Source organism: Simplicispira suum, from assembly GCF_003008595.1.
GTDB lineage: Bacteria > Pseudomonadota > Gammaproteobacteria > Burkholderiales > Burkholderiaceae_C > Simplicispira > Simplicispira suum.
In genome coordinates this window covers 1,427,153-1,451,811 of the sequence record NZ_CP027669.1, presented here as the reverse complement: position 1 = coordinate 1,451,811, position 24,659 = coordinate 1,427,153, and the positions used below count along the sequence as shown (strand labels likewise).

General features: G+C 64.0%; 26 protein-coding genes. 12 read left to right on the top strand and 14 right to left on the bottom strand.

Annotation, left to right across the window (positions count from 1 at the left end):
• Positions 1-59 precede the first annotated feature (59 nt).
• On the bottom strand, positions 60-503 hold the full coding sequence (locus C6571_RS06865) for a flavin reductase family protein (RefSeq protein WP_106446029.1): 444 nt from the start codon (positions 501-503) through the stop codon (positions 60-62).
• 153 nt (positions 504-656) lie between these two features.
• Between C6571_RS06865 and C6571_RS06860 the strand changes: the two genes are divergently transcribed.
• The 5 genes from C6571_RS06860 to C6571_RS06840 all read left to right on the top strand — a co-directional run bounded on the left by C6571_RS06860 (position 657) and on the right by C6571_RS06840 (position 4,829).
• Positions 657-809 (top strand): hypothetical protein, encoded by a 153-nt coding sequence (locus tag C6571_RS06860; RefSeq protein ID WP_420852913.1) that lies wholly within the window; start codon positions 657-659, stop codon positions 807-809.
• The gene (locus C6571_RS06855) at positions 794-1,744 is read left to right on the top strand and encodes a M14 family zinc carboxypeptidase (protein WP_245901439.1); all 951 of its coding nucleotides are present in this window, start codon (positions 794-796) and stop codon (positions 1,742-1,744) included. The genes C6571_RS06860 and C6571_RS06855 overlap by 16 nt, the downstream gene beginning before the upstream one ends.
• A 141-nt stretch (positions 1,745-1,885) precedes the next feature.
• Positions 1,886-3,076: an ABC transporter substrate-binding protein gene (locus C6571_RS06850; RefSeq protein WP_420542612.1), complete on the top strand. Its 1,191-nt coding sequence runs from the start codon at positions 1,886-1,888 to the stop codon at positions 3,074-3,076.
• 128 nt (positions 3,077-3,204) lie between these two features.
• Positions 3,205-4,113 carry a LysR family transcriptional regulator ArgP gene (locus C6571_RS06845; RefSeq protein ID WP_106446026.1) on the top strand — a complete coding sequence of 303 codons (909 nt, stop codon included), beginning with the start codon at positions 3,205-3,207 and terminating at the stop codon, positions 4,111-4,113.
• Between the two features lie 101 nt (positions 4,114-4,214).
• Positions 4,215-4,829, top strand: a complete 615-nt coding sequence (locus C6571_RS06840) for a TetR/AcrR family transcriptional regulator (protein ID WP_106446025.1) — start codon at positions 4,215-4,217, stop codon at positions 4,827-4,829.
• 228 nt (positions 4,830-5,057) lie between these two features.
• On the opposite strand, the gene C6571_RS06835 is transcribed toward C6571_RS06840, so the two are convergent.
• The 5 genes from C6571_RS06835 to C6571_RS19855 all read right to left on the bottom strand — a co-directional run bounded on the left by C6571_RS06835 (position 5,058) and on the right by C6571_RS19855 (position 9,360).
• Positions 5,058-5,480 carry a universal stress protein gene (locus C6571_RS06835; protein WP_106446024.1) on the bottom strand — a complete coding sequence of 141 codons (423 nt, stop codon included), beginning with the start codon at positions 5,478-5,480 and terminating at the stop codon, positions 5,058-5,060.
• A 222-nt stretch (positions 5,481-5,702) separates the two neighbouring features.
• Positions 5,703-6,548: a metallophosphoesterase gene (locus tag C6571_RS06830; protein WP_106446023.1), complete on the bottom strand. Its 846-nt coding sequence runs from the start codon at positions 6,546-6,548 to the stop codon at positions 5,703-5,705.
• A 54-nt stretch (positions 6,549-6,602) separates the two neighbouring features.
• Entirely contained in the window at positions 6,603-7,502 is a 900-nt protein-coding gene (locus tag C6571_RS06825) for a hypothetical protein (RefSeq protein WP_146139311.1), read from the bottom strand.
• Between the two features lie 214 nt (positions 7,503-7,716).
• A complete protein-coding gene (locus C6571_RS06820; RefSeq protein ID WP_106446021.1) occupies positions 7,717-8,721 on the bottom strand; it encodes a LysR family transcriptional regulator in 1,005 nt (334 codons plus the stop codon).
• 21 nt (positions 8,722-8,742) lie between these two features.
• Positions 8,743-9,360, bottom strand: a complete 618-nt coding sequence (locus C6571_RS19855) for a hypothetical protein (RefSeq protein ID WP_146139310.1) — start codon at positions 9,358-9,360, stop codon at positions 8,743-8,745.
• On the opposite strand from C6571_RS19855, the gene C6571_RS06810 reads away from it, so the two are divergent.
• The 7 genes from C6571_RS06810 (at position 9,359) to C6571_RS06780 (ending at position 14,861) form a co-directional block, all read left to right on the top strand.
• Positions 9,359-9,904 carry an iron transporter gene (locus C6571_RS06810; RefSeq protein ID WP_106446019.1) on the top strand — a complete coding sequence of 182 codons (546 nt, stop codon included), beginning with the start codon at positions 9,359-9,361 and terminating at the stop codon, positions 9,902-9,904. The two genes, C6571_RS19855 and C6571_RS06810, sit on opposite strands and share 2 nt — an antisense overlap.
• Before the next feature lies 1 nt (position 9,905).
• On the top strand, positions 9,906-11,315 hold the full coding sequence (locus C6571_RS06805; RefSeq protein ID WP_106446018.1) for a carbohydrate porin: 1,410 nt from the start codon (positions 9,906-9,908) through the stop codon (positions 11,313-11,315).
• Positions 11,316-11,317: 2 nt separating this feature from the next.
• On the top strand, positions 11,318-11,656 hold the full coding sequence (locus C6571_RS06800) for a cupredoxin domain-containing protein (protein ID WP_106446017.1): 339 nt from the start codon (positions 11,318-11,320) through the stop codon (positions 11,654-11,656).
• Between the two features lie 9 nt (positions 11,657-11,665).
• Positions 11,666-12,481 (top strand): FTR1 family iron permease, encoded by an 816-nt coding sequence (locus tag C6571_RS06795; protein WP_106446016.1) that lies wholly within the window; start codon positions 11,666-11,668, stop codon positions 12,479-12,481.
• Between the two features lie 47 nt (positions 12,482-12,528).
• Positions 12,529-13,908, top strand: coding sequence for a 4Fe-4S binding protein (locus C6571_RS06790; protein WP_420852920.1), 1,380 nt, complete (start codon positions 12,529-12,531; stop codon positions 13,906-13,908).
• 141 nt (positions 13,909-14,049) lie between these two features.
• Positions 14,050-14,409 carry a DUF1428 domain-containing protein gene (locus C6571_RS06785; protein WP_106446014.1) on the top strand — a complete coding sequence of 120 codons (360 nt, stop codon included), beginning with the start codon at positions 14,050-14,052 and terminating at the stop codon, positions 14,407-14,409.
• Entirely contained in the window at positions 14,406-14,861 is a 456-nt protein-coding gene (locus tag C6571_RS06780; protein WP_106446013.1) for a VOC family protein, read from the top strand. Before C6571_RS06785 ends, C6571_RS06780 begins: the two co-directional genes overlap by 4 nt.
• Positions 14,862-15,022: 161 nt before the next feature.
• Here the strand turns inward: C6571_RS06780 and C6571_RS06775 are convergent, their stop codons facing one another.
• The 8 genes from C6571_RS06775 to C6571_RS06745 all read right to left on the bottom strand — a co-directional run bounded on the left by C6571_RS06775 (position 15,023) and on the right by C6571_RS06745 (position 24,468).
• A complete protein-coding gene (locus C6571_RS06775; RefSeq protein WP_106446012.1) occupies positions 15,023-16,891 on the bottom strand; it encodes a phosphoenolpyruvate carboxykinase (GTP) in 1,869 nt (622 codons plus the stop codon).
• A 257-nt stretch (positions 16,892-17,148) separates the two neighbouring features.
• On the bottom strand, positions 17,149-17,859 hold the full coding sequence (gene queC, locus C6571_RS06770) for a 7-cyano-7-deazaguanine synthase QueC (protein WP_106446011.1): 711 nt from the start codon (positions 17,857-17,859) through the stop codon (positions 17,149-17,151).
• Positions 17,860-17,923: 64 nt separating this feature from the next.
• The gene (locus C6571_RS19695; RefSeq protein WP_170094696.1) at positions 17,924-18,076 is read right to left on the bottom strand and encodes a hypothetical protein; all 153 of its coding nucleotides are present in this window, start codon (positions 18,074-18,076) and stop codon (positions 17,924-17,926) included.
• 49 nt (positions 18,077-18,125) lie between these two features.
• Entirely contained in the window at positions 18,126-19,325 is a 1,200-nt protein-coding gene (locus C6571_RS06765) for a threonine ammonia-lyase (RefSeq protein ID WP_106448090.1), read from the bottom strand.
• An 85-nt stretch (positions 19,326-19,410) separates the two neighbouring features.
• The gene (locus C6571_RS06760; RefSeq protein ID WP_106446010.1) at positions 19,411-20,667 is read right to left on the bottom strand and encodes a diaminopropionate ammonia-lyase; all 1,257 of its coding nucleotides are present in this window, start codon (positions 20,665-20,667) and stop codon (positions 19,411-19,413) included.
• 1 nt (position 20,668) lies between these two features.
• Positions 20,669-21,862, bottom strand: coding sequence for a M20 aminoacylase family protein (locus C6571_RS06755; protein WP_245901437.1), 1,194 nt, complete (start codon positions 21,860-21,862; stop codon positions 20,669-20,671).
• A gap of 191 nt (positions 21,863-22,053) precedes the next feature.
• Positions 22,054-23,676: a methyl-accepting chemotaxis protein gene (locus C6571_RS06750; RefSeq protein WP_106446009.1), complete on the bottom strand. Its 1,623-nt coding sequence runs from the start codon at positions 23,674-23,676 to the stop codon at positions 22,054-22,056.
• A gap of 381 nt (positions 23,677-24,057) precedes the next feature.
• A complete protein-coding gene (locus C6571_RS06745; protein WP_106448088.1) occupies positions 24,058-24,468 on the bottom strand; it encodes a hemerythrin domain-containing protein in 411 nt (136 codons plus the stop codon).
• Positions 24,469-24,659: the final 191 nt, after the last annotated feature.

The window sequence follows — 24,659 nt, the reverse complement described above, 5'->3', positions numbered from 1 at the left end:
GTGCCCGCAGTGAGAGAAGGTGGGGACAGCGCCGAAGATGCCTCCGGGAGGCGCCCCACCTACAACGGGTGTTCGGTAAAGAACCGCCCGCCGTGGTAGAGCAGCGGCGCGGCGCCGGCGCGATGGGTACAGCGCTCCACCTGGCCGACAAATATCACGTGGTCGCCTTCTTCGTAGCGGCTGCGATTGAAGCATTCAAAGCTCGCCACTGCCCCTACCAGCAAGGGCGCGCCCGCAACGCCGGGCACGTGGCTCACGCCAGCCCAGCGATCCACCCCGCGCGCGGCAAATTGCTCTGCCAAGGCCTGCTGGTCGGCCGCGAGCACGTTGATCGCATAGTGCGAGCCGGCCGAGAGTGCGGCCATGGAAGCGGCAATGCGCGCCAGACTCCACAAAACCAGCGGAGGATTCAGCGACACCGAGTTGAAGGAATTGGCTGTCAGGCCCACCAGATGCCCGTCGGCCGCCCTTGCGGTGACGATGGTGACTCCGGTGGCAAACATGCCGAGCGCGGAGCGGAACTCGCGTGTGGAGAAACTGGGAGGGCGGGGCTTGAGAAGAAGCGGCACTGGGGACGAAAACGGGCAGAGCGGGATATTATGGTGCCCCGCTTGAAATCGCGCTGCGCACGGTGCTGCGGCGCCGGCTCCCCATTGATGTCTTTGATCCCCATGTTCACCGCCCTGGACTGCGGCCCCACCCTGCTCATGTTGCAGGATGCCGATGGCGGCCACCTTTGTTTTTCTCCGCAAGTAGAAACTCTTGCCAGCGCTCTGCGTCCGCTGGCTCCGCCTTGGGTGCTGCATTGACTCGGCGGGGTTGGGCCTGCGCTGCGCTGCATCGGGCGCTGCGAAGCCTGGGCGCCTTGTCGTTGGCGATGATCGGTGCTCTGGCGGCTGCCGAGCCACGGTTGCCTTTGCCGCCTGCGTCGGTGGCCTGTACGTTGTTGGCGCCGCGCCTGCCCGGCGTTTCGCGCGCCAACTGCGAGGCGGCGCAACTGGAAGAGAGCGGCGCGTACTCGCGCAAGGGCGTGCCTTTGTACTGGCGCGACGTGGTCAGCAAGGCCCCTGAAGGAAAGGCGTCTGCGGAGCCCTTGCGGGTGTTGGTGATCGGAGCGATTCATGGTGACGAGCTGACGGCGGGCGCGCTTGCAATGCGCTGGATTGCACTGGCCGGCCGAGCCCCACGCGACGTGCACTGGCGCTTTGTTCCCGTGGCGAATCCAGATGGCTTGCTCGCGCGAAGACCCCAGCGGACCAATGCGAAGGGGGTGGATCTGAATCGCAATTTCCGCACGCCGGGCTGGGACCACGATGCCCCCTTGCATTGGAAAACGCGCGCCCGAAAAGACCCTCGGCGCTGGCCCGGGACGCAAGCGCTGTCCGAGCCCGAAACGCGTTTTCTGAACGATCAGGTCGAGCGCTTTGAACCCCAACTGGTGGTCAGTATTCACGCGCCGTATGGGGTGCTTGATTTTGACGGCCCCGTCACACCGCCGCGCCAGTTGGGCGCGCTGCGGCTGGAGCAAGTCGGCGTGTTTCCTGGCTCTCTGGGCCACTTCGGCGGTTTGCAAAAAGGTCTGCCGGTGGTGACTATCGAGTTACCGAATGCCTTGCGCATGCCCAAAGAGGCCGAGCAGCGCGACATGTGGGCCGATCTGCTGCGCTGGATGGATGTGCGCCTGCCGAGCGACGTGCGCGAGGCGCGAGGCAAGGAGCGTAGCAAGGCGGATCCGGCCTCCTGATCAGTCTTTCGGATTGCTGACAGGTCGTTGCCAGCACAGGGTAAACGCCGAAAACGCGGCCTGGTGTTCTGTTTCATCCTCTTCCTCTAAACAGCGGTTTGCCGCATTGAGGGAGAGACCATGAATTTTGTTTCCAAGCTCATGAGCAGTCTGCGCGCCAGTCTGGTGACCGTCTGCGCGGCGCTGCCCCTGATCGGCTTTGCCCAGGCTCCTGCCGCTGTCAAACTCGGTGTGATCGGCCCGTTCACTGGCGCCTCGTCGGATTTTGGCAAACCCCTGCTGCAAGGCATCCAGCTGGCCGTCGATGAAATCAATGCGGTGGGGGGCTACCTCGGACGGCCCCTGGAACTGGTCGTGCGGGACGACCAGGGCACGCCCGATGTCGGTCTGAAGGCGGCGCATGAATTGCTGGACGCGGGGGTGGTTGGCACCATCGGCTTCTGTAACACGGGCGTTGCTCAAAAATCGCTGGAAGTATTCCAGAACGCCAAAAGTCCTTTGATCATTCCCTGCGCCACCGGCACGCCGCTGACCAGCAAATACCCTGCGGCCGAGAGCTATATTTTTCGGACCTCGGCGCGCGACAGCATTCAGGCCCCCTTTGTCGTGAACGATCTGGTCAAGCGGGGCTGGACCAAGGTAGCCATCTTTGCCGACACCACCGGCTATGGTGAGGCCGGCCTGAAGGATGTGGAGGCAGCCTTGAGCGCACACCAATTGCGGCCGGTGAATGTGACCCGGTTTCCTTTGGGCGTGACGGATCTGCGCGAGCAACTCAAGGTGGCACGCGATGCGGGTGCCAATGTCGTCTTCAGCTACACCGTGGGGCCGGAGAATGCAGCCATTGCCAATGGGCGGCGCGATCTGGGCTGGAAGGTGCCGCAAGTCGGGGCTTGGCCACTCTCGTTTCCGTTCTTTATTGACGGAGCGCGCGAGGCGGCCGATGGGGCGCTGATGGCGCAGACATTCATCGCCGAGCCCAGCAACGAGCGCCGCGCTGCGTTCCTGAGCGCCTATGCACGCAAATGGGGCGGGCGCATGGTGGTTCCCATGGCTGCAGCGCAGGGCTACGACGCGGTGTACCTGTTCACCTATGCGCTGCTCGGAATTCGCGATGGCAAGCTGGGCGGCCCGGCCATGAAGACAGCATTAGAGAACATTCCGAGGGTCTATTACGGCGTGGTTGCGACCTATGAACGCCCCTTCAGCAAAGACGACAAAGATGCGCTGACGGCGAACATGCTGGTCATGGGCAAGGTCCAGGGCGGCGGCATCACCTTCGCCTACCCCGAAGACGCCCGGCGCAACCTCATCGTCCAGCGCAAGAAGTAGGTCGTAGCTCCTGGCCGGTGACCGGCCAAGGGGCAGTGACCGGGTGGAGGCAGGGGAATTCAAAATCGAAAGATGAGCGTTGTTATCTAATCATCGGATAACCTCATTTTTCTGATGGCGGGATTCCCATGAGCACTTTCGATCCGATTGCACTTGAATGCCTGGCGGCCATCGTCGAAGAGGGCGGTTTTGAACGTGCGGCGCAGCGCCTCAACGTCACACAATCGGCCGTCTCGCAGCGCCTTCGGGCGCTGGAAGCCCAAGTGGGATCGGTGCTGATCGTGCGCAGTCGCCCGTTGCGGCCCACCAGTTCGGGGCAGTTGCTGCTCAAGCACACCAAGCAAATGCGGCTGCTGCGCGCCGACCTCGAGCGCGACCTGCAAGAGCTGGCGCCCAGCGCCCAGGGCGGAGGGCGTGAGGAAGAGCGCATTGCCATCGCCGTTAACGCCGACAGCATCGCCACCTGGGCGCTGGACGCGCTGGGGCCCTTGGCACGCCAACGCCTGCCGCTGGAAATCATTGCCGACGACCAGGATTTCACGCAGGAGTGGCTGCGTTCGGGCCAGGTGCTGGGCTGCGTCACCACCCTCAAACAAGCCTTGCGCGGCTGCCGCATGGTGCCGCTGGGCTCCATGCGCTACGTGGCCGTGGCCGAGGCCGAGTTTGCCGCACGCTGCCTGCCGCGCGGGCTCACGCAGCACAGTTTTCGCGAAGTCTCTTTCGTCTCCTTCAATCGCAAGGACGACATGGCGGTGGAGTTTGTCGCGCGCGCCTTCGGGCTCAAGCGGGTCTCGCTGCACCAGTTGTTCGTGCCCAGCACCGAGGGCCAACTGCGTGCTGTGCAGGCAGGCTGGGCGGTGGCCATCCTGCCCGAAATATTGGTGCGCGACGCGCTGGCCGAAGGGCAGCTGGTGGATCTGGCGCCCGGCCAGACGCTGTCCATCGCGCTCTACTGGCACTGCTGGAACCTGGAGTCTGCAGTGCTGGAAACCTTGACGCAGGCCCTGATCAGCGGAGCGGCAGCGGCGTTGACCTGACGCAGAACGCACGCAGGAAGCGTACAGGCCAAGTGAAAACCCCAAGGTTTTTATGTGACTGAGGCATTTAATTTTCGACCGGACTGCATAAGATAGGCGTTATGCAACCAGCGCCTGCCAAAGTTTCTTTCAAGGAGCAGATGCTCCAGGCCCGCGAACACGCCATCTTGCGATCGGCCTGTGATTTGCTGGGCGAAAAGTCGTTCGACGCCATGACCATGGACGACGTCGCCGGCAAGGTGGGGATCGCCAAAGCCAGCCTGTACAAGCACTTTGGCAGCAAGGAGGAGCTGTGCAGCGCCGCCATGGTGGAAGTGCTGTCCGCCGCACAAACGTATTTGACGTCTTTGGAGCCATCCCTGCCCGCAGTGGACAAGCTGCGCGCCGTGGTGCGCTGGTCGCTGCAGCGCCTTCTGGCGCAGGAAATGCCTTTGCTGCCGAGCCGCAACTCCACGCTGCGCAGCGTGCTGATGGCCAACAAGTGCTACGCCGACGGCGTCATCCAGGTCAGCGACATCATTGGCGAATGGATTACCGAAGCGCAGGCCGAAGGCGTGATCGACCCCGATTTGCCGCCGATCGGGGTGCTCTACACGCTGTATGCCCGTGCCTGCGATCCGGTGGTGAGTTTTCTGAAAGACAGCGCCCTCTACCAGGACGAAGAAATCGTCGATCTGGTGCTGCGCACCTGTTTCGACGGCCTGCGCGCCCGCTGAGCGAGTCGGCGCAGCGGGCGAGCACTAGGAGGCTGTCGGACTTGGAAATCGTCGGCTGCAAATCGACCGCAGCGGTCTATTTTTGGCTTCGCCGCTCTTCGTGAACGCCGTCTTTTTGCCCCATAGCGGGGCTATGAGGCTGCAAATCCGGCAAAAACTGTCCTCGCTGGGGCCGATTTTGGCGAAACCTTCGGTTTTCGCTTTCGACGCTCCAAGTCCGACAGCCTCCTAGCGCACGATCAGCACCGGCACGCGGCTATTGGCAAGTACCTGCGTGGTGACCGAACCCATCACCAGCGTGGCGAGAGCGCCGTGACCGTGCGAGCCCATGACCAGCAGGTCGTATTTGCCGGCATCGGCGACCTTGCCAATGTTTGCACCCGCCGGACCGATCTTGACGATGCGCTTGATCGCCAGTCCCTTGCGTTCAAGAAACTTTGAAACCGGAGCCAGCACCTTTTCTGCCTGGTCTGCGTAGTACTTGTCGACGACTTCCTTGCCCAGCGCCGCGCGCGCCCTGGCCGGCAGCTCGGCCTGCACCGTGATCACGCTGTACTCGTGCTTGTTGCCCAGCAGTTCGTCGTGGGCCGCAAGGTAGGCCAGCATTTTTTTCGTATAGGCGCTGCCGTCGACAGCAAGAAGAATGTTCATCGCGTTTCTCCAGGAACGGTGACAGGAATCGGCGCACCCGTGGTCGCCTTCGCTTGCGCAAGCGTCAGAGCCCCTGCGCTCGCGCCATCATACGGGCAGGCGCAGCAGAGACGTTTCACTCTCCAAGTCGATAAAAAATAAGAGAAAATAGCCTCTAGCGCTTATGTATAAAGCGTCGACAGCTATGAAAATTATAGTAAATACAGAATGCCGTGCCCGCCTTCACCGTGCCTCAACGCAGCACAAGGGATCGAAAAATGCCTGCTCGTCCTTGCGCGCATAGCCCAGCGGGTTGGCCCGAACCCGGCAAGACCAGGCGCTGCCATCGGCGCGCAAACCTTGCGCTGTGTAGTCGATAGGCGTGTGCAGATGGCCATGCAGCCACAGCGCTGCATAGGGTAGCAACGCGTCGAGCGCATTGCAAAAACCGGCAGTGCCTGGCGTCAGACCGTAGCGTGGATCGGCGCTGCGCAAGCTGGGAGCGAAGTGCGTGATGGCGACGGTGGGGCCTTCAAACGGCTGCGCCAGGGCCTGCGCCAGCCAGGCCCGGCATTTCAGCGCTTCCTCGCGCACTTCGGGCGCCAGTAGCGGCGCCCCACCGACCGTGGCGCCCGTGGTTCGCAGGTAATAGTTGGCAGCGCGAAAGGCTTTCTCGCGCATTGTCAAGCGCTGCTCATCGTCCACGCCCGCGTCGTCGGCGAGCGCGTCAAAGTCGCTCCACAGCGTGGTTCCCACAAAACGTACGCCATCCAGCTCGGCCACCTCGCGCTCCAACCAGATGAGGCCCAGGCGGTCGCAGCTGGCGCGCAGACGCGCTTGTGCCGCGTGAAAATCCTGCGCGTCGTATTCGTGGTTGCCAGGAACGAAAATCACCGGCACGGGCCAGCCGGCGTACTGGGGCAGTGGTGAGAAGCGCTCCAGGCCGAAGTCCTCGCCCTGAAGCAGCGAACCCGTTTGGTAGGAGCCAATGTCACCTGCCAGCACCAGCACCTGGGCGCCGGCGGCTGGCTCGGGTACCCAGTGGGGGTGCACCTCCAGGTGCAGGTCCGAGAGCAGCTGGATCTTCATGCGCCGATTTTCGCGCCCATCCGGTGTGGTGGGCGGCGGTGGGGCTTTGCCGGGCTAACGCCGACCAGCCAGCACCTCGTCCATGGCCTGCGCCAGCGCGTGGAACTCGGCATGACTGAGCGAGCGCATGCGCGCGTGACCGGACTTGGCGTGTATCTGGAACCGCCACTGCGTGGACTGGCCCGGCCGGTAGGCGGCTGCCTGGCGGAAGGCCTCCATGTCCACCGGAAAACTGACCGTTTCCTGGTGCGTGCACTTGCGCTCAAACAAGTCACGCATGTTGCAGGTGGAGCCTTGCTTGCCTACCTTGAGGGCCACCGTTCTCTCCTTGGCACCCGCGCCATAACGCGCCTCGCTCAACATATGCATGGCGTAGTCGATGTACGTGTCGGTCACGACAATTTCCACCGACGCTTCGCGCGTCTTGCGGTCGATACGTGCGCGCAGAAATTCGGTGTTCGGATAGTCGCGGCTCCGGGGAACATGGGCCGCAGCGGTGTCCAGAGTCAGCGCCGGGGTCGCAGGCTCGTCCTTGATGGTCACTCGGCGCTTGTAGAACTCCCCGGTGTTGCGGCCTACCAAATCGTCAAAGGCCGTCCGGCTTTCCAGCGACTGGAAAAAGTAGTCGCCATGCTTCCAGCTGGCGCCCTTTTGTAGAAGGTTGTAGCTTTGCGTCTGGCCGTCGGCAAAAAAGGTGAAGTAGCTGCTCTTGACCGGCGCCGCACCGGCCTCGGTGATCTCGGTGGGTGCCAGAGCCTTGCAGGCATTTGCCCGGTCCGAATCGGGTCTTGGCAACAAGCGCAGCTCGGCGCTACAGATGCCCTGCGCGTCGGTGGTGCAGGTCCAAGGGGCTTCAAGCTTCTTGCCGCCGAAGAAGGCGCCGTCGTCGGATCGGCAGGCGCCGCGCAGCGTCGCACCCACCACGGGCTGCTGCTCGGCGTCCAGCAAAAGCATGTGTATTTGGCCCGTCTCTGGGCTGGCTGCGGAGGCGGTGGTTGGCAGGAGAGCAAGAGCGCTGGTCGCGCCAAGGGCTAGCGCCAGAAGTTTGTGCATGAAAGCGTTCCAGAAGAATGATGTGTCGCGAGCGGCTTCCACACATTCGGAGTTGGAGCCGCCATCGCGCTTGGCGGATGGTAGCCGGGGACTGGCGAAGCCACGCCAGCAAAACCTACGAATTGCGGGGCTGAACCAGCAATGGCTGGGAACCCGCAGCGCCTTGCTGGGGCAGGTGCTCCGCTGCTGCCGCGCGCGCCACCACGTCGCGCAACCAACGCTGCGCTGCGCCACTGGCGCGGCGCACATGCCATAGCGCGTCCACGTGCACGGTAGGCAATTGCAGCGGCAGCGCGCGCCAGACCAAAGTGCCTTGCAGGCCCGTGACACCAAAAAAGTGAAGCGGCAGTACTGTCAGCAGATCGGAATTTGCAACCACGCGCCCAGCTGTGAAAAACTGGTTCACGGTCAGCACGATGCGGCGCTCGCGGCCCAGCGCGGCCAGGGCTTCGTCGGTGAATCCATAAGGCCGGCCCGAAAAACTCACCAGCAGGTGGCGCGCAGCGCAGTACTGGTCGAGTGTCAAGGGGCCGGCGGCCAGAGGGTGGTCCTTGCGCATGAGGCAGACGTATTCGCCGTCGTACACCCGCTGGTGCGCGTAGTCCACAGCATCACCGGTCTGGTTGCGTGCGGTCAGATCTGCCAGCACGGCAGGAAAGTAGCCAATGGCAAGGTCTGCCGCCTCGTCATCAAGCAGGCGGCGCGGGTCGCGGGTCGCCAGCGGCAGCACGCGCACCGAAACGCTCGGCGCTTCGGTGGCCAGGATGCGCACCATGTGAGGCAGCAGCGACGCAGCGGTGGCGTCCGCCATGGCCAGAACGAAACTGTTGTCGGCCAACGCCGGCTCAAAGCGCTCGGGTGCCAGCGCGCCCTCAAGCTGCGCCAGCGCCGTCTGCACCACGGGCCACAGCGCCTGTGCGCGCGGTGTCGGCTCGACGCCGGTGCCGCTGCGGCGCAGCAACTCGTCGCCCAGGGTCTCGCGCAGACGGCGCAAGGCATTGCTCACGGCAGGCTGCGTCAGCGCCAGCTTGTGGGCTGCACGCGTCAGGTTGCGTTCGGCCATCACCGCGTCGAAAACACGCAGAAGATTCAGGTCCAGGCGACGGAAAGCATCAGACATGGTGGTTGAAGGAAGCAGGCTTCAATTATTCGTGTTGTGAATGACTGTCATCACAAACATAAAGTTGAACAATAGTCGGGTAAACCCTAAGATACACCCATCGCACCAAAGTGTGCCCTCGTTTTCAGGATTTGCCATGACCACACTCACCCATTCCTCTTTCATTCGCTCGTTGACCGTGCCTGCTGTGTCGGCCAAACCGCTCCCCGGTCTGGCTGCCATGTTGTCGGCTTGGCGTGCTGAGCGCCGTCGGGCCCGCGAAGATCGCGAGTTGTGGGCCTTGGCCCAGAGTGATGCCCGCGTGATGACCGAGCTGGCCTGCGCCCGGAGCCGCCAGGACTGAGTTCGCCTGGCCAGATCGCCCACAAAAAACCGCGCCCCGAGCGCGGTTTTTTGTGGGCGATTGGAAAAGCGCAGAGCGCCGATTTCCAGGTCGTCTCCGCTGCGGATGCACTCGGCAGCACGCAGTGTCAGCCGGTACGCAGCATCAGAAAAAATAGAGCGAGCGAAAAACTTTGACTGCGCGCAATGACGAAGTACCCAAATTAAAGCAGAATGCGAATCCTTCTCACTTGCGTAGCTATTCCTTGCGTTAGCGTGCGCTGAAGTTTTTACAACTGCAAAACCAGGATTTTTCATGCGTCTTCGTTCGCTCATCTTCTCCGGCCTGCTGGGCCTCAGTCTGACCGCTTGGGCGTTGGAGTATCCGATAGGTGCTCCGCACAATGTCTCGGGTATGGAGGTGGGCGCGGTGTATCTGCAGCCGGTAGAAATGGAGCCGGAGGGCCACATGCGAAAGGTGGCGGACTCCGACATTCATTTGGAAGCCGACATTCACGCGCTGGCCAGCAACGTCAATGGGTACTCCGAAGGCGCGTGGATTCCCTTCCTGCTGGTGAAGTACGAATTGACCAAGCAGGGCTCGGGCGAGGTGATCCGGGGCGACATGATGCCCATGGTGGCCAGCGATGGCCCGCACTATGGCGACAACGTCAAGCTGGCCGGGCCTGGCAAGTACCACGTGAAGTTCACTGTGTACCCGCCAAGCGCCAAGGAAAACACCATGGGTATGCACTATGGCCGCCACACAGACCGTGCTACAGGCGTTCGCCCGTGGTTCAAGACCGTCGAGCTGGAATGGGACTTCACCTACGCCGGCGTCGGCAAGAAGGGTGGGTATTGACATGCCGCGCAAGCTCTGCGCCCGCAGCGCTCTGGCGCTGGCAGCGGCTCTGAGTGCTGCCGCGCTGCCGCTCTCCAGTGTCGCCGCCACAGACACGGATGCCTTGATAGCGCAGGTCAAGGCGCTGGCCGAGCGCGTTGAGCGCCTGGAAGCCCAGAACATCCAATTGCGCACCGCACTCGAATCCGACCGCATCAGCGACACCGAGCCCGAACTGGCCACCCGCCTCAAGGCCGTGGAAGCACAGCAGCAGGCGATGAAAGGCCCCGCCGGGAAATTGGCCGAAGCCTTCGATGGCATCAGCGTCGAAGGCAGCCTGACGGGCATGGTGCAGCACGCCAGCCGCAATGCGCTGGCCGACCCGACGTCGGGCCGCAGCCGCGCCAACTACCGGGGCGACCTGGCCGTCACCTTGCCCGGCGGTGATTTCGGCGTAAGCAAAGGCACGGTCTTCGTGCACGCCCGCTTTGGCCAGGGGGAAGGTCTGGGGCTGCGCCCGACCTACACCGGCACCGCCAACAGCACGACTTTCTCGGGCACCGACCCGGACGACACGCAATTCACGCTGGCACAGGCCTGGTACCAGCTCGACATGCCGCTGGGCGAGGGCGATGCGAACAAGGCCACCTTCACGCTGGGTAAGATCGACCCGTTCGGTTTCTTCGACCAGAACGCCATCGCCGACGACGAGACGCGCCATTTCAGCAACAACGTGTTCGTCCACAACCCGCTGCTTGATTCGGGCGGCGACATCGGCGCCGACCGTTTTGGTTTTTCTCCGGGCGCCATAGCGGCCTACGAAAACACCAGCGACAAGGCCATGCCCTGGGGCGCGTCGCTTGGCGTGTTTGGCTCAGGCAACGGCGCCAACTTCAGTGGCAGCAGCGGCAGGCCATTTGTCATCGCGCAGGCCTGGGTGTCGCCGCGCATCAACCAGCTGCCGGGCACTTACCGCGCCTATGCGTGGAGCAACGCACGCGGTGCCGATTTCGACGGGGGCGAAGCGCGCCACGGCGGCATCGGCGTTTCGCTGGACCAGCGCGTCAGCGACGACCTGACCTTGTTTGCCCGCTACGGCCACCAGACCTCTGGGCGCGTGCTGTTCGACAACGCGCTCACGCTGGGCGCCGAACTTGACGGCTCGGCCTGGCGACGCGGCTCCGACGGCCTTGGCGTGGCCTTTGGCGTGCTGCGCACCAGTGGTCGCTACGCATCGGCCTCGGCCGCCGACCCTGCCGGCTACGGCTATGCCGCGCGAGGTTCCGAGCGCATCGGTGAGCTGTTTTACCGCCTGCACCTGAACGACCATGTGGAGATCACGCCGAGCCTGCAAGTCATTTCGCGGCCGGCCGCCAACGCAGATGCGAAACGCATTGCCGTGCTCGGCCTGCGCGCGCGGGTGGGGTTTTGACCATGCAGATACGACCACGGTTGCTCAGCACCGCGACAGCGCTTTTGCTGGCTGCGGGCGCTGCCCACGCGCAGGCGCTCCCCACCTTCCGCCTGGAGATGAACAACGGCATCTTCAACCCGACCGAAATCGTGGTGCCCGCGAACACCCGCTTCAAGCTGGAGCTGCACAACACCGGCACGCAAGCTGAAGAGTTCGAGAGCCTGGAGTTGAAGAAGGAAAAAGTGCTCGCTCCTGGCGCCAGCAGCTTCCAGGTGTTTGCGCCGCTCAAGCCGGGGCGCTATCGCTTTTTTGGTGAATTCCACCCCGACACAGCCCAGGGCCACATCGTCGCTCGCTAGGACCTCCCCATGCTCAATGCCTTCATCATCGTCTGGCGCGAAAGCCTCGAAGCCATGCTGGTCATCGGCATTCTGGCCGCATGGGCGACAGGGCGTGGCGGAGGGGTGCGCACCGGTTTGTGGTCCGGGGTCGCTGCGGGTGCAGCGCTGGCCGTCGCGCTTGCGGCCGTGATGCAGGGAACGCTGGGCAGCCTGTCGGACCGTGGCCAGGAAATTTTTCAGGCACTGTTGATCCTCTTCGCCGCTGCGTTGATGACGCACATGGTGCTCTGGATGCGCCGCCACGCCCGCGGTCTGCGGCGCGAAATGGAAGGCGCACTGGACCGCGCCGCAGAACTGCGCGGCGCCTGGGGCATTGCCGCAGTGGCCGCGCTTGCGGTATCGCGCGAGGGCGCGGAAACCGTGATCTTTCTGCAGGGCATTGCCACCGGCTCGGGCTGGGGCGCATTGCTGCCCTCGGCATTGGCTGGCTTCGGAGCCGCCGCGCTGACGGCCTGGGCCGCCGCGCGCGGTCTGCGTTTGCTGCCCCAGCACCAGGTGCTGCGCGTCAGCGCCAACCTGCTGCTGCTGTTTGCTGCCGGCATGCTGGTGCTGGGAACCGACCGCCTCATCGGCATGGAATGGATACCGCCCGGCATCGACCCGCTGTGGGACACCAGCGCGCTGCTGGACGACGGCAGGGGCCTCGGCAAATGGCTGGCCGACTTGTTTGGCTACCGCGCGCGACCGGCGGCGGCCGATGTGCTGGTGTTCTTTGGTTTCTGGGCGCTGATGGCGGCGCAGCGCTGGTGGCCCGGGCGTGCTCAGCAGCGGGTGAAGGCTTAGGCATGCAAGCCACAAGCTTCACGCGCACCCGCGAGGGCGTCAGCACGGTGCGCGTCATGGCGGGTGCTCCGCGCACCCGGCTCGCCAAGCTGGGCGACTGGATGGCGCGCAACCGCCGCCGCATCGCGCAGCTGCAGTGGGCCATTGTGGTGTTGTACTTTGTGCTCGTGGCAGTGCCGGCGTTCTTGCCCATGCCGCCGGAAGATGCGCGCATGTTCACCAGCCTGACGCGCTTTGCCCAATTCGCGTTCTGGGGCGTCTGGTGGCCGTTTGTCATTGCCTCCATGCTGCTGATTGGGCGTTTCTGGTGCGGCGTAATGTGTCCGGAAGGCGCGCTGACCGAATTCGCCGGACGGCCTGGCAAAGGCTTGCCGATTCCGCGCTGGATGCGTTGGCCCGGCTGGCCGTTGGTAGGCTTCCTGGGTACGACGCTCTACGGTCAGCTCATCAGCGTGTACGAGTACCCGGGGCCCGTGCTGGTGATTCTTGGCGGCTCCACCATCGCGGCCATTGCAGTCGGCATTGTTTACGGCCGAGGCAAGCGCGTGTGGTGCCGCTACCTGTGCCCGGTGACCGGCGTGTTCGCCCTGCTCGCCCGCTTGGCACCGGTGCACTTCAAGGTGGACCGCGCCGCCTGGGATTTGCAACCGGCCCACATTCCTGCGGTGGACTGCCCGCCGCTCCTTAACGTGCATGCGCTCGTCAGCGCTTCGCAGTGCCATTCCTGCGGGCGCTGCAGCGGGCACAGGGATGCCGTCGCATTGACCTTGCGCCGGCCTGGCAGCGAGATAGTCGCCAGCAAGCCGGGGGACGTCGGTCGCTACGAAGCGCTGTTGCTGCTCTACGGCATGCTGGGCTTTGCGCTGGGCGCCTTCCAATGGACCATGGCGCCGGGCTTTGTGCAGGCCAAGCAGTGGCTGGCGACCTGGCTGGTGGAGCACGACGTGTTCTGGCCGCTGGCCAGCAACGCACCGTGGTGGGTGATGACGCATTACCCGCAGGTGTCCGACGTATTCAGCTGGCTCGATGGTGCGGGCATCGTCGCCTGGCTCACGGGTGCCGCTGTGCTGGTGGGAGGTTTTGCCCATCTCGCCATGGTGCTGGGCGCGCGCGCAGTGCGCACCGACTGGAAGGTGCTTGCGCTGAGTTTGGTCCCCATGGCCGCCGCCAACCTGTTTCTGGGGCTCTCCATGCTCACACTGACCCAGTTGCGCACCGAGGGCATCGTGTTTCACTGGCTGCCGCAGGCGCGGCTGACGCTGCTGGCCGTCGCCTGGCTGGGCTGCCTGGCGCTGTGCGTGGGACAGTTGCGGCGCGCGAATCTGCCGGTTTGGCGCGCGTCGATTGCCACCACTCTCGTAGCGGCAGCAGCGGCCGTTCCGGTGCTGCTGTGGGTGCGCACGCTCGGACTGTTAGCGGTGTTTTAGTCCTGGTCCGCGTGCCGCAGCCGGGCCTTTTGCTGACACAGTTTTTTTCGTTCGACTTGCCATCGGAGGGCTTGCACGGGTATGCTGCGGCTTCATTGTGGATGCTGTACACATAAACCCTTCGCGCACAGGAGCAAACCCATGAGCTACATCAGCGGATTCGTCCTCGCCGTACCAACGGCCAATAAGGAAATTTACCGGGCCCACGCCGCCAAGGCGGCCGAACTGTTCAAGGAATATGGAATGGTGGAGATGGTGGAAGCCTGGGGCACCGACGTGCCCGATGGCAAGGTGACCGACTTCAAGCGCGCAGTTCAAGCCAAAGACGACGAAACTGTTGTCTTCTCGTGGATGGTCTGGCCCGACAAAGCCACGGCCGACGCAGGCGAGCAAAAGATGCGCGAGGACCCGCGCATGCAGGAGCTGGGCGACATGCCGTTCGATGGCAAGCGGATGATTTACGGCGGCTTCACCCCGATTCTGGAAGTGGGCCGGCCGTGAGCACGCAGATTTTCGTCAACCTGCCCGTCAAAAATCTGGAGCGATCCGTCGGGTTATTCACCGCGCTCGGCTACCGCTTCAACCCGCAGTTCACCAACGAAGACGCCACCTGCATGGTGGTCGACGACGGCCACATCTACGTCATGCTGCTGGTGGAAAAGTTTTTTGCCACCTTCACCCCCAAGCCCATTGCAGACGCCAGGCGCAGCACGGAAGTGCTGCTTTGCCTGTCGTGCGAATCGCGCTCCGCCGTCGATGCGCTGGTGGCCAAGGCGGTGGCCGCAGGCGCCAGCACGCCCTACGGGGCCAAGAACCACGGGTTTATGTACCAGCATGGTTTTGAAGACCTCGATGGCCACCTGTGGGAGCTGATGTGGATGGACCCGGAGGCCACCAAGAACGGGCCGCCTTCCGATGAGCAGGACGGCGCCGAGCAGGCACCTGCCGCGTAGGCCTTGGGGTCGCACCGTACACAGTTGCTATTACAGTAATAGCTAGAACCACTGACGCATCAAGCGTTAGCGCCGGTTTTCACAATATTTCCGCTATCCGGCAATAAAAAAGCCGCGCACCCAGCGCGGCTTTTTGACAAGCGTTTCGCGCAGGCGCGATTTCAGGCGTCCAGCCGTGCCTCGATGGCTGCACGCGTTGCCAGCAATTCCTTGGGCAGGTGGTAGGCCAGCTTGGCGAAGTGCTCGTCGTGGAGCTTGAGCTCCTCCTTCCAGGCGGCCTTGTCGATGGCGGTCACGGTGTCGAACTGCGCAGGGCTGAAGTCAAGGCCGGTCCAGTTGATTTCGCTGTACTGCGGTGCAATGCCAAACATCGTCTCCTGGCCCTCGGCCTTGCCTTCGATGCGGTCGAGCATCCACTTGAGGACGCGCATGTTCTCGCCGTAACCGGGCCAGACGAACTTGCCGGCCTCGTCCTTGCGGAACCAGTTGGTGGTGAAGATGAGCGGTAGCGTGGCACCCGAGGCCTTGAGCTTGGCGCCCAGGTCCAGCCAGTGCTGGAAGTAGTCGCTCATGTTGTAGCCGCAGAAGGGCAGCATGGCAAACGGGTCCCGGCGCACCACGCCCTGCTTGCCAAAGGCGGCTGCGGTGGTCTCGCTGCCCATGGTGGCGGCCATGTAGACACCGTCCTGCCAGTTGCGCGCCTCAGTCACCAGCGGCACAGTACTCGAGCGGCGGCCACCGAAGATGAAGGCGTCAATCGGCACGCCGGCTGGGTCGTCCCAGGCCGGGTCAAGCGCCGGATTGTTGGTGGCGGCCACGGTGAAGCGCGAGTTCGGGTGCGCGGCCTTGGCACCGGTGTCTTTGGCGATTTGCGGCGTCCAGTCGTTGCCCTTCCAGTCGATCAGGTGGTCGGGGAGCTTGCCGGTGTCTTTTTCCATGCCTTCCCACCAGACGTCGCCGTCGTCGGTGAGCGCGACGTTGGTGAAAATCACGTCGCGGGTCAATGAGCGCATGCAGTTCGGGTTGGTGTGCATGTTGGTGCCAGGGGCCACGCCAAAGTAACCCGCTTCGGGGTTGATGGCGCGCAGCTTGCCGGCAGCGTCGGGCTTGATCCAGGCGATGTCGTCGCCAATCGTGGTGACCGTCCAGCCTTCAAAGCCGGCCGGGGGCACCAGCATGGAAAAGTTCGTCTTGCCGCAAGCGCTCGGGAAAGCCGCAGCGACGTGCGCCTTCTTGCCCTCGGGGCTGGTCACGCCCAGCACCAACATGTGTTCGGCGAGCCAGCCCTGGTCGCGGCCCATGGTGGAAGCGATGCGCAGCGCCAGGCACTTCTTGCCCAGCAAGGCATTGCCGCCGTAGCCCGAGCCGTAGCTCCAGATTTCGCGCGTCTCGGGGTAGTGCACGATGTACTTCACGCTGGGGTTGCAAGGCCAGCTGGTTTCGTCCTTCTCGCCAGCGGCCAGCGGCGCGCCCACGGTGTGCATGCAGGGCACGAACTCGCCTTCGGCACCCAGAACGTCGTACACCGCCTTGCCCATGCGCGTCATCAGGCGCTGGTTCACGGCCACGTAAGCGCTGTCGGTCAACTCGACGCCGATGTGGGCAATCGGGCTGCCCAGCGGCCCCATGGAAAACGGCACGACGTACATGGTGCGACCGCGCATGCAGCCGTCAAACAACGGGGCCAGGGTGGCGCGCATCTCGGCCGGGGCCATCCAGTTGTTGGTCGGGCCCGCGTCTTCCTTCTTTTCCGAGCAGATATAGGTGCGGTCTTCGACGCGCGCCACGTCCGATGGGTCAGACAGCGCCAGAAAGCTGTCGGGCCGCTTGGCAGGGTTCAGGCGCGTGAAAGTGCCGGCGTCGACCAGCTGTTGGCACAGACGGTCGTACTCTTCTTTCGAGCCGTCGCACCAGAAGATGCTCTCGGGTTTGCACAGCGCCGCCATGTCCGCCACCCAGGCGAGAAGGCGGGTGTTTTTGACATAGGCGGGCGCGCTGAGGTTCAGGCCCGGCGTGGTGGGTGCGTTCATGGAAGCTTCCTAAAGTTGAAATCGGTTTTTCAAAGGAAGCGGACGAACGAGGTCACGGTCACGGTCGGCTGGCGCGGGGGCTGAGCGCTGCCTTTGAAAAAACGGCTTGAACTCAGTCGGCTCTCGGGGCGCGCGCTGCCCCGGTGGGCGAAAGCGCATCCACGGGCTCCGCGGGTCGGCTGGGAGATCGATTCTAAGAAGACCGGCGCGCCCTGTCTGTCAGACAGGAGCAAGATCCATGCAAAACATGCATGAGGTTATGTTTGCCCGTCGCGGGCACTCCAGCGCTCGAATCCCTTGCGCCGCAACGCGCAGGCCGGGCAGGTGCTGCAGCCATAACCCCAGGCGTGGCGTTCGCTGCGGATGCCTTCGTAACAGGTATGCGTGTGTTCCACCACGATGTCGATGAGTGCCTGACCGCCCAGCGTATCGGCCAGCTCCCAGGTCTGGGCCTTGTCGAGCCACATCAGCGGCGTCTCGATGGTGAAGCTCTGGCCCATGCCCAGCGACAGCGCCGCCTGCAAGGCCTTGAGCGTGTCGTCGCGGCAATCGGGGTAGCCCGAATAATCGGTCTCGCACATGCCCCCCACCAGCGTGCGCAGACCCCGGCGGTAGCCCAGCGCCGCAGCGATCTGAAAAAACATCAGATTGCGTCCCGGTACGAAGGTATTGGGCAAACCGGCCTCGCCAAGTGCAATGGCCTTGTCCTGTGTCAGGGCGCAGTCGCTGATCTGGCCGAGCACCGCCAAGTCGATCATGTGGTCTTGGCCCAGGCGTTCGCTCCAGTGCGCAAAGCGTTCGCGCATTTGAGCCAGCACGGCGACGCGGGCCTGCAGCTCCACATGGTGGCGCTGGCCGTAGTCAAACCCCACGGTTTCCACGTGGGCGAAATGCTCCAGCGCCCAAGCCAGGCAGGTGGTGGAATCCTGACCACCTGAAAACAGCACCAGGGCATGTCCGCTGCGCATGGAGAGGTCCTTCTCAAGAAAAAAGCCCCGCAAAGCGGGGCCTGGGAGACGAGGCGACAGCGCCTCAGGCCATGGTGACAGCAATCATGGCCAGCAGAAAGATCATGATGGCGCCAACGGCTGGAATAACAAACGGAATGAATGGCACCACCGATTCGACCGCATCGATCGGGTGAGCGGCAGGCGCAGCGTGCACGGGGCTGTGTGGATCGGTCATGGCGGCACTCCTGAAACTGAGACGGCGAAAAAGGATGATTCTAGGCTGCTCAGCGCAAAACCGCTTCCATGCCGGCGGCGCGCAGCTTTTCCAGCACCTCTTGCACGTGGGCCTTGCCACGCGCCTGCAGCACCAGCTCGATCTCGACGTTCTGCGCCGCCAGCAGCGTGAAGGCCCGCTGGTGGTGCACTTCCTCGATGTTGGCGCCGGCGTCGGCGACGGTCTTGGTGATGGCGGCCAGCACGCCGGGCACGTCGCGCGCGCTCACCTGGATGCGCGCCAGCCGCCCCGAGCGCACCATGCCGCGCTCGATAATGGCGGCCAGCAGCAGCGGGTCGATGTTGCCGCCGCACAGCACCAGGCCCACGCGCTTGCCCTTGAAACGCTCCGGATAGCGCACCAGCGCTGCCAGGCCGGCGGCGCCCGCGCCTTCCACGAGCGTTTTTTCAATTTCCAGCAGCATCAGCACGGCCTGCTCGATGTCGCCTTCATCGACCAGCACCAGGTCGTCCACCAGGCGTCGCACCACTTCCAGCGTGACCGTGCCGGGCGTGCCCACGGCAATGCCTTCGGCGATGGTCGAGCTGCCCTGGACGTGGTGCGTGCCCTTGACGGCGTTGACCATGGCAGGAAAGCGCTCGGTCTGCACGCCAATGATTTCGATGTCGGGCCGCAGGGCCTTGGCCGCCGTGGCCACGCCAGCGATCAGGCCGCCACCGCCGACGGCAATGACCAGCGTGTCGAGGTCCGGCACGGCGGCAAGCATCTCCAACGCGAGCGTGCCCTGGCCGGCGGCCACGGCCACGTCGTCGTAGGGATGCACGAACACCAGGGCTTGTTCCTTCGCCAGTACGTTGGCGTGCTCGCGCGCTTCGTCAAGTGTGCTGCCGTGAAGCACCACTTCGGCACCGAAGCCGCGTGTGCGCTCAACTTTCACACCGGGAGTGAAGCTGGGCATGACGATGACGGCACGAATCCCCAGCCGCTGCGCGTGATAGGCCACGCCCTGCGCGTGGTTGCCGGCGCTCATGGCAATCACGCCACGCCCGCGTTCTTCGGGGGTTAACAGTGTGAGCTTGTTGCAGGCGCCCCGCTCCTTGAAGGATGCGGTGAACTGCAGGTTCTCGAATTTGAGAAAGATCTGCGCGCCGACGATTTCGGAGAGCGTGCGGGATTCGACGCAGGGGGTGTCGAGCACCTGGCCTTGCAGGCGGGTGGCTGCGTCCTGGATGTCTTGAAGGGTAAGCATGCCCCACATTGTGGCGGTGACTGCCACAACACGAAACAAAATTCTTGCGAATTACTCGAAAACTATAGCGAAAAATGACGAATGGCTAAGCGCTAGGGCCTGATTTGTCCGGGGATTCGATGCGGTGAGCTGCCACCCACCGCTCTTGCGCAACCCGTACCGTTTCGGCCGCTTGGCCAACAAGTTCTTCGTACACGCCCGGCGCCGTCGCGCCTTCGGTGTTGATCAGCAGCACCTGGGAACAGGCATCCACACCGGCCGCCTCGCGCCACTCAGACTGCGCCACCAACGCCTGCAAGCCCGCCAATCCGGCCGCCCCCGACTCGCCAGCGACCAGCGGCGCGTCGCCATGCTGTCCCGTGGCCAGAGTCCGCATGGCCGCCACCGCCTGCGCGTCCGACACGGTCAGGAACACATCCACCGCAGGCTGAAGAAAGCGCCAGGCCAGGGGCGAGGTCTCACCGCAGGCCAGGCCGGCCATCACCGAATCCACACTGCCCGTGGCAAGCGCGGGCTGCCCTTGGACCGCACTCTGGAGCAGGCAATCGGCCTGCTCGGGCTCGACCACGACAAAGCGCGGACGCCGGGCGCCAAAGCGCTCCCAGAAGTGGCTCACGATGCCAGCGGCCAGACCGCCCACGCCACCTTGCAGAAAGACATGCGTCCAGGGGCAGACGAAAGGCTCCACAGCCTGCTCCAGAAGCTCCTCGGCCAGAACGCCATAGCCCTGCATCACGTCGCGCGGAACTTCCTCGTAGCCTGCGTAGGAAGTGTCGGAAACCACTTGCCAGCCATTCGATGCCGCCAGGCGCGCAGCTTCGGCCACCGACGCGTCGTAGTTGCCTGGGATGCGCACAATCTCGGCGCCGAAGGCCGCTATCGACTGCTCGCGCTCTGCACTGACCCTGGCATGCAGCACGATCACGCAGCGGCAGCCAAGGCTTTGCGCCGCTGCCGCCAGTGCGCGCCCATGGTTGCCGTCGGTCGCGCTGATCACCGTGAAATCTCTGAGGGCATCGGCATGCCGTCCGGCAAACAGATCGCGCGCGCTCCAGCCCTTGCTGTGCCAACGCCGAAGCACCAGGTTGATCAGGGCATTCGGTGCACCGAGCGCCTTGAAGCTGCCCAGGCTGGAGCGCTTGGACTCGTCCTTCACGTTCAGACTGGCGATGCCCAGTGCAGCCGCCAAGCCAGGCAGGGACCAGGCCGGCGTGGAATGCGCGCAGAGCTGGCTCCAGGTGGACAGGCGTTCCCGCGCGGCGTGGCCGGCGGCCAGGCTGAGGACCTGCCGCAGATCGGCGCTGTAGGGCCGGTGGGTGGCATGGGTGTTGGCGTAAAACATATCAGGCAGCAACGGCGGCGGGACGGGGAAGCCGGGTGCGCACCAGTTCAGCGAAATAGCGTGCGCCCACGGGAAGGATCTGGTCGTTGAAGTCGTAGCGGGCGTTGTGCAAAGGCACGGCACCAGGATCGCTGCGGTCGCCATTGCCAATGAACACGAAGGCTCCGGGAATCGCCTGCAGAAAGCGCCCGAAATCCTCTGAAATCATCATCGGCGGGGTATCGGCATCGACCCGTTCCGACCCGACCACGGCCTGCGCGGCACGCACGGCCACTGGAACGCACTCTGGCCAGTTCACGGTGGGGGCGAATTCGTGTGTGTATTCGACCTCGCAGCGGGCGCCATGGGCCTGGCAGATGCCTGCGCAGACTGCGCGCATGCGGGCCTCCAGCAACGCCTGAACCTCGGGCGCATAGCTGCGCGTGTCGCCCTTGATGACCACTTCGGTCGGAATCGCGTTGCGAATGCCGTCGGTGAGGAACTCGGTGCAGGAGAGCACGGCACTGTGGCCCGGATCGACCGAGCGCGCGACGATGGTTTGCAGCGCCAGAACGATTTCGGCGCCAATGACCAGTGGATCAATCGCCATATGGGGCCGCGCCGCGTGACCACCCCGGCCGGTGATGCGGATCACAAAATTGTCTTCGCTCGCCATCAGGCCGCCGACGCGCGTGGCGATGTTGCCTGCGGGCATTCCGGGAATGTTGTGTGCGCCGTAGATCTCGTCCATCGGGAAGCGCTCGAGCAGGCCGTCCGCCAGCATGGCGGCGGCGCCCCGGCCGTGTTCTTCAGCGGGCTGGAAGATGAAGCGCACCGTGCCGTCAAAATCCCGGCGCGCCGCGAGCAACTGGGCCGCGCCCAGCAGCATCGCCATGTGGCCATCGTGGCCGCAGGCGTGCATGCAGCCCGGATGGTTCGAGGCGTGGGGGCGGTCTTCTGCGGTTTCCGACAGGGCCAGCGCATCCATGTCGGAGCGCAGGCCGATCACGCCAGGGCCGTTGCCCACGCTGAGGCTGGCGACGACGCCGGTGCCCCCAATGCCCCGGTGCACCTCCAGCCCCAGCACCGCAAGCAACTGGGCCACGCGCTCAGCGGTGCGCTGTTCCTGGAACCCCATTTCCGGGAAGCGGTGAAAGTCATGGCGCCAGCGCACCCAGTCCGCTTGCATCGCGGCTTCGTCGCGAGTCGTTTTCATGTGCCGTGCTCCTGCTGTGCAATGAACCGCATTGTTAAGGACATCCTTAAAGCGTCGTGGCGGACCAGTGCATCGAGCTTGGTGTGGCTAAAAGTTTGAATGAAAAATAGGCTCTAGCGCTTTTCTATCAAGCGCATAAAGCTATCAATTGCGCAGCACATCGAATACCGCTGCGGGGGCCCATCAGCCCATCAGCCATTCGGCAGCAGTGCCCTGCGCGGGGCGGCCGAACGGGGCGTTTGCGGCCGGCCCAGTTCAAACTTGCTCACCAGCAAGCCCAACTGGCTGGCCTGCTGGCGCAGCGACGCGGCCGCGGCGGCCGATTCTTCGGCCAGGGCGGCGTTTTGGTGCGCCATCTGGTCGAGCTGGCCAACAAACTGATTCACCTCGCCGATGCGCCCCATTTGCTGGTTGACCTCCTGGGCAATGGCAGAAATCCGGCCTGAGACGGTTTCGACGGAGGAGGTCACCTCGGCAGTGGTCTGACCGGCGCGGCCCACCTGCTGCGTGCCCGAGGCCACCTTGGCCAGCGAAGTGTGGATGAGGCTGCTGATGTCCTTGGCAGCGGCGGCGCTGCGGCCGGCCAGGGCGCGCACCTCGCTCGCCACCACCGCAAAGCCCCGGCCTTGTTCGCCCGCACGGGCAGCTTCGACGGCGGCGTTGAGCGCCAGGATGTTGGTCTGGAAGGCGATGCCGTCGATGATGGAAATGATGTCGGAAATCTTGTGCGAGGCCACATCAATCTCGCGCATGGTCGAGACGACCTGCCCCATTTCGCTGCCGCTGCGTGCTGCCACGCTGCTGGTTTGTGTCGATATTGCTTGCGTTTCCTGCGCTGTGGCGGTGGTCTCCTGCACCGACGTGGTGAGCTGGGCAATCGACGCCAGCGCGGTTTCCAGCGTGCTGGCGGCTTCTTCGGTGCGGTCGCTCAGGTCCTGGCTGCCCTGGGCAATTTCACCGCTGGCGTTGTTGATGTCGTCCGACGCCTGGCGCACTCCGGTGGCCAGTTCCAGCAGGTTCTGGCGCATGGTCTCCAGGGCCGCCAGCAGACCTCCGATCTCGTCCTGGCGGTGCGTGTCGATGGGCTGCGAGAGGTCGTGGCGGGCCATGCGGCGAGTGGCCTCGACAGCCTCGCGCACGGCGGCGCGGGTGTCGCGCACCAGCCACCAGGCCAGGGCGCTGCCGAAGGCAAAGGCCAGCAGCGCGCCGACGATGATCAGCACGCGCGCCGTGCGGGCGTCGGCTGTGGCCAGCGCCGAACTGGTGGCATTGGCAGCGTCCTGCCAGTCGCTCAGCGCATTCACGGCCTGGCCCCAGGCTTGCTGGCGTGCGCTCCAGGCCGCAGTGTCCTTGCCGTATTCGTTGCGCATCTGGAAAGCCATGGCGGCGTCGCCCCGTCCGGCAGTCAGCTTCTCACCCAGAGCCAGAAGCTCGCGCGCGGCGCTGCCAGAGGTCTTGACCGGCTCCAGCAAGGCCAACGCCTGCGCGTTGCCTGCAAGCAAGGTTTCCAGCCGCGCCTGCGCCTCGTCGTACTGCGCCAGCGTGGTGCGCACCCGTGCCAGCACGGCCGGACCGCCTTCGAGATCGGTGCTGGCCAGGTCGCCCAGCGCCTGCACATAGCCCGAGACGCTGCGCGCCATCACGTTGAGCGTCTGCGAACGCGCTGCGTTGTGCACGGTGATTTCCTCCAGCGTGGCCGACAAGGCCTGCATGCGCAGCAAGGAGAGCACCGCCATGCCGAGCAGCAATACCAGAATGACACCAAAACCCAGGGAGAGCCGCGCCGCCAGGCTGCGCACAGAAATGACTTGCATGCTTGTCTCTTTATAGGAATATGTCGCCCAGACGACATTGCCGGGCGCGGAGCGCAAGGCTACCCCCCACAGGGCAAAGCAACAACTGTGGAGTTCCTCAGTAGGCGTGCGGAAGTTGGGGGTTGTGGTTTAGATGCAGAACGCATCCATCGCTTATATTGCATGCGTTAAAAGCTATCAAATCAATAGTAAAATTGGTGCCCCAGGCGCGCTGTTGGCTTGCCTGTACACAGGAGCAGGTCTTGGTGCAGCGGCTGGGTCCGCCCTGAGAGGGGGCCGCTGACGCGCCAGTGCAGGATGGCAAGAGCACTTGTGTGCGGCGAATGGCCAAAACGCGGACTGGCCATCAGGGATTGGCTGCGCAGCGCCCGCAGCCGACGATCACAGAGCTTCTATGCGGGGATAGAAATCTGTGTTTTCCCTTTGCACGCGTTGGTGCAAGGTGCGCAATACCTCGTTGGCATCACGGCGGAACCCTGCCTCGTCGTTTCGCAAATGCTCTGCTTGGCTCCATTGCCTGGCAAAGGCCTCATAGGCCGCTGCGATGGCGCCCATGTCTTTCTGCAACTGGTTGGACATCGCCGTTAATTCGGCATTGCCGCTGCGCTGCAGCGCCGGGTACAGCGCCATATCTTCGGCCGCGAGATGCAGTTTGATGGTGCTGCTCATGTCCATGATGCTTCGCGCAATCTGCGTGGCGTTCTGAATGACGCCCCCGTGGGTCAGCTCGCGCAGGATGGACAGCTTTTGCAGGATTTGCACATGCTGGTCTTTGAATTTATCGATGTTCATGAGCGCGCTTCCTTGCATAAAGGAAAGACCGGGAGGGCGAAGCCACCTTGGAACGATGCGGTGCGCTTGAATGCACGCAAATTCGTTCTCGTCGCCAAGCTACACACGAACCGAGCGCTCGGGTTGATCTGGAACAGGAGTTGCGCAACTCCTTCGGGGCAAGAGCTGAATGCTGTGTTGCGCCGTTCCAT

Excerpts from the sequence above, each read along its gene's own strand:
- C6571_RS06800 (WP_106446017.1), top strand. The coding sequence starts at position 11,318 with ATGCAGATACGACCACGGTTGCTCAGCACCGCGACAGCGCTTTTGCTG.
- C6571_RS06755 (WP_245901437.1), bottom strand. The coding sequence starts at position 21,862 with ATGAAAACGACTCGCGACGAAGCCGCGATGCAAGCGGACTGGGTGCGC.
- C6571_RS06820 (WP_106446021.1), bottom strand. The coding sequence starts at position 8,721 with ATGTCTGATGCTTTCCGTCGCCTGGACCTGAATCTTCTGCGTGTTTTC.
- C6571_RS06805 (WP_106446018.1), top strand. The coding sequence starts at position 9,906 with ATGCCGCGCAAGCTCTGCGCCCGCAGCGCTCTGGCGCTGGCAGCGGCT.
- C6571_RS06745 (WP_106448088.1), bottom strand. The coding sequence starts at position 24,468 with ATGAACATCGATAAATTCAAAGACCAGCATGTGCAAATCCTGCAAAAG.
- C6571_RS06750 (WP_106446009.1), bottom strand. The coding sequence starts at position 23,676 with ATGCAAGTCATTTCTGTGCGCAGCCTGGCGGCGCGGCTCTCCCTGGGT.
- C6571_RS06810 (WP_106446019.1), top strand. The coding sequence starts at position 9,359 with ATGCGTCTTCGTTCGCTCATCTTCTCCGGCCTGCTGGGCCTCAGTCTG.
- queC (WP_106446011.1), bottom strand. The coding sequence starts at position 17,859 with ATGCGCAGCGGACATGCCCTGGTGCTGTTTTCAGGTGGTCAGGATTCC.
- C6571_RS06845 (WP_106446026.1), top strand. The coding sequence starts at position 3,205 with ATGAGCACTTTCGATCCGATTGCACTTGAATGCCTGGCGGCCATCGTC.
- C6571_RS06825 (WP_146139311.1), bottom strand. The coding sequence starts at position 7,502 with ATGCTTTTGCTGGACGCCGAGCAGCAGCCCGTGGTGGGTGCGACGCTG.
- C6571_RS06850 (WP_420542612.1), top strand. The coding sequence starts at position 1,886 with ATGAGCAGTCTGCGCGCCAGTCTGGTGACCGTCTGCGCGGCGCTGCCC.
- C6571_RS06860 (WP_420852913.1), top strand. The coding sequence starts at position 657 with ATGTCTTTGATCCCCATGTTCACCGCCCTGGACTGCGGCCCCACCCTG.
- C6571_RS06785 (WP_106446014.1), top strand. The coding sequence starts at position 14,050 with ATGAGCTACATCAGCGGATTCGTCCTCGCCGTACCAACGGCCAATAAG.
- C6571_RS19695 (WP_170094696.1), bottom strand. The coding sequence starts at position 18,076 with ATGACCGATCCACACAGCCCCGTGCACGCTGCGCCTGCCGCTCACCCG.
- C6571_RS06840 (WP_106446025.1), top strand. The coding sequence starts at position 4,215 with ATGCAACCAGCGCCTGCCAAAGTTTCTTTCAAGGAGCAGATGCTCCAG.
- C6571_RS06865 (WP_106446029.1), bottom strand. The coding sequence starts at position 503 with ATGTTTGCCACCGGAGTCACCATCGTCACCGCAAGGGCGGCCGACGGG.
- C6571_RS06765 (WP_106448090.1), bottom strand. The coding sequence starts at position 19,325 with ATGCTTACCCTTCAAGACATCCAGGACGCAGCCACCCGCCTGCAAGGC.
- C6571_RS19855 (WP_146139310.1), bottom strand. The coding sequence starts at position 9,360 with ATGAAAAATCCTGGTTTTGCAGTTGTAAAAACTTCAGCGCACGCTAAC.
- C6571_RS06795 (WP_106446016.1), top strand. The coding sequence starts at position 11,666 with ATGCTCAATGCCTTCATCATCGTCTGGCGCGAAAGCCTCGAAGCCATG.
- C6571_RS06775 (WP_106446012.1), bottom strand. The coding sequence starts at position 16,891 with ATGAACGCACCCACCACGCCGGGCCTGAACCTCAGCGCGCCCGCCTAT.
- C6571_RS06760 (WP_106446010.1), bottom strand. The coding sequence starts at position 20,667 with ATGTTTTACGCCAACACCCATGCCACCCACCGGCCCTACAGCGCCGAT.
- C6571_RS06830 (WP_106446023.1), bottom strand. The coding sequence starts at position 6,548 with ATGAAGATCCAGCTGCTCTCGGACCTGCACCTGGAGGTGCACCCCCAC.
- C6571_RS06835 (WP_106446024.1), bottom strand. The coding sequence starts at position 5,480 with ATGAACATTCTTCTTGCTGTCGACGGCAGCGCCTATACGAAAAAAATG.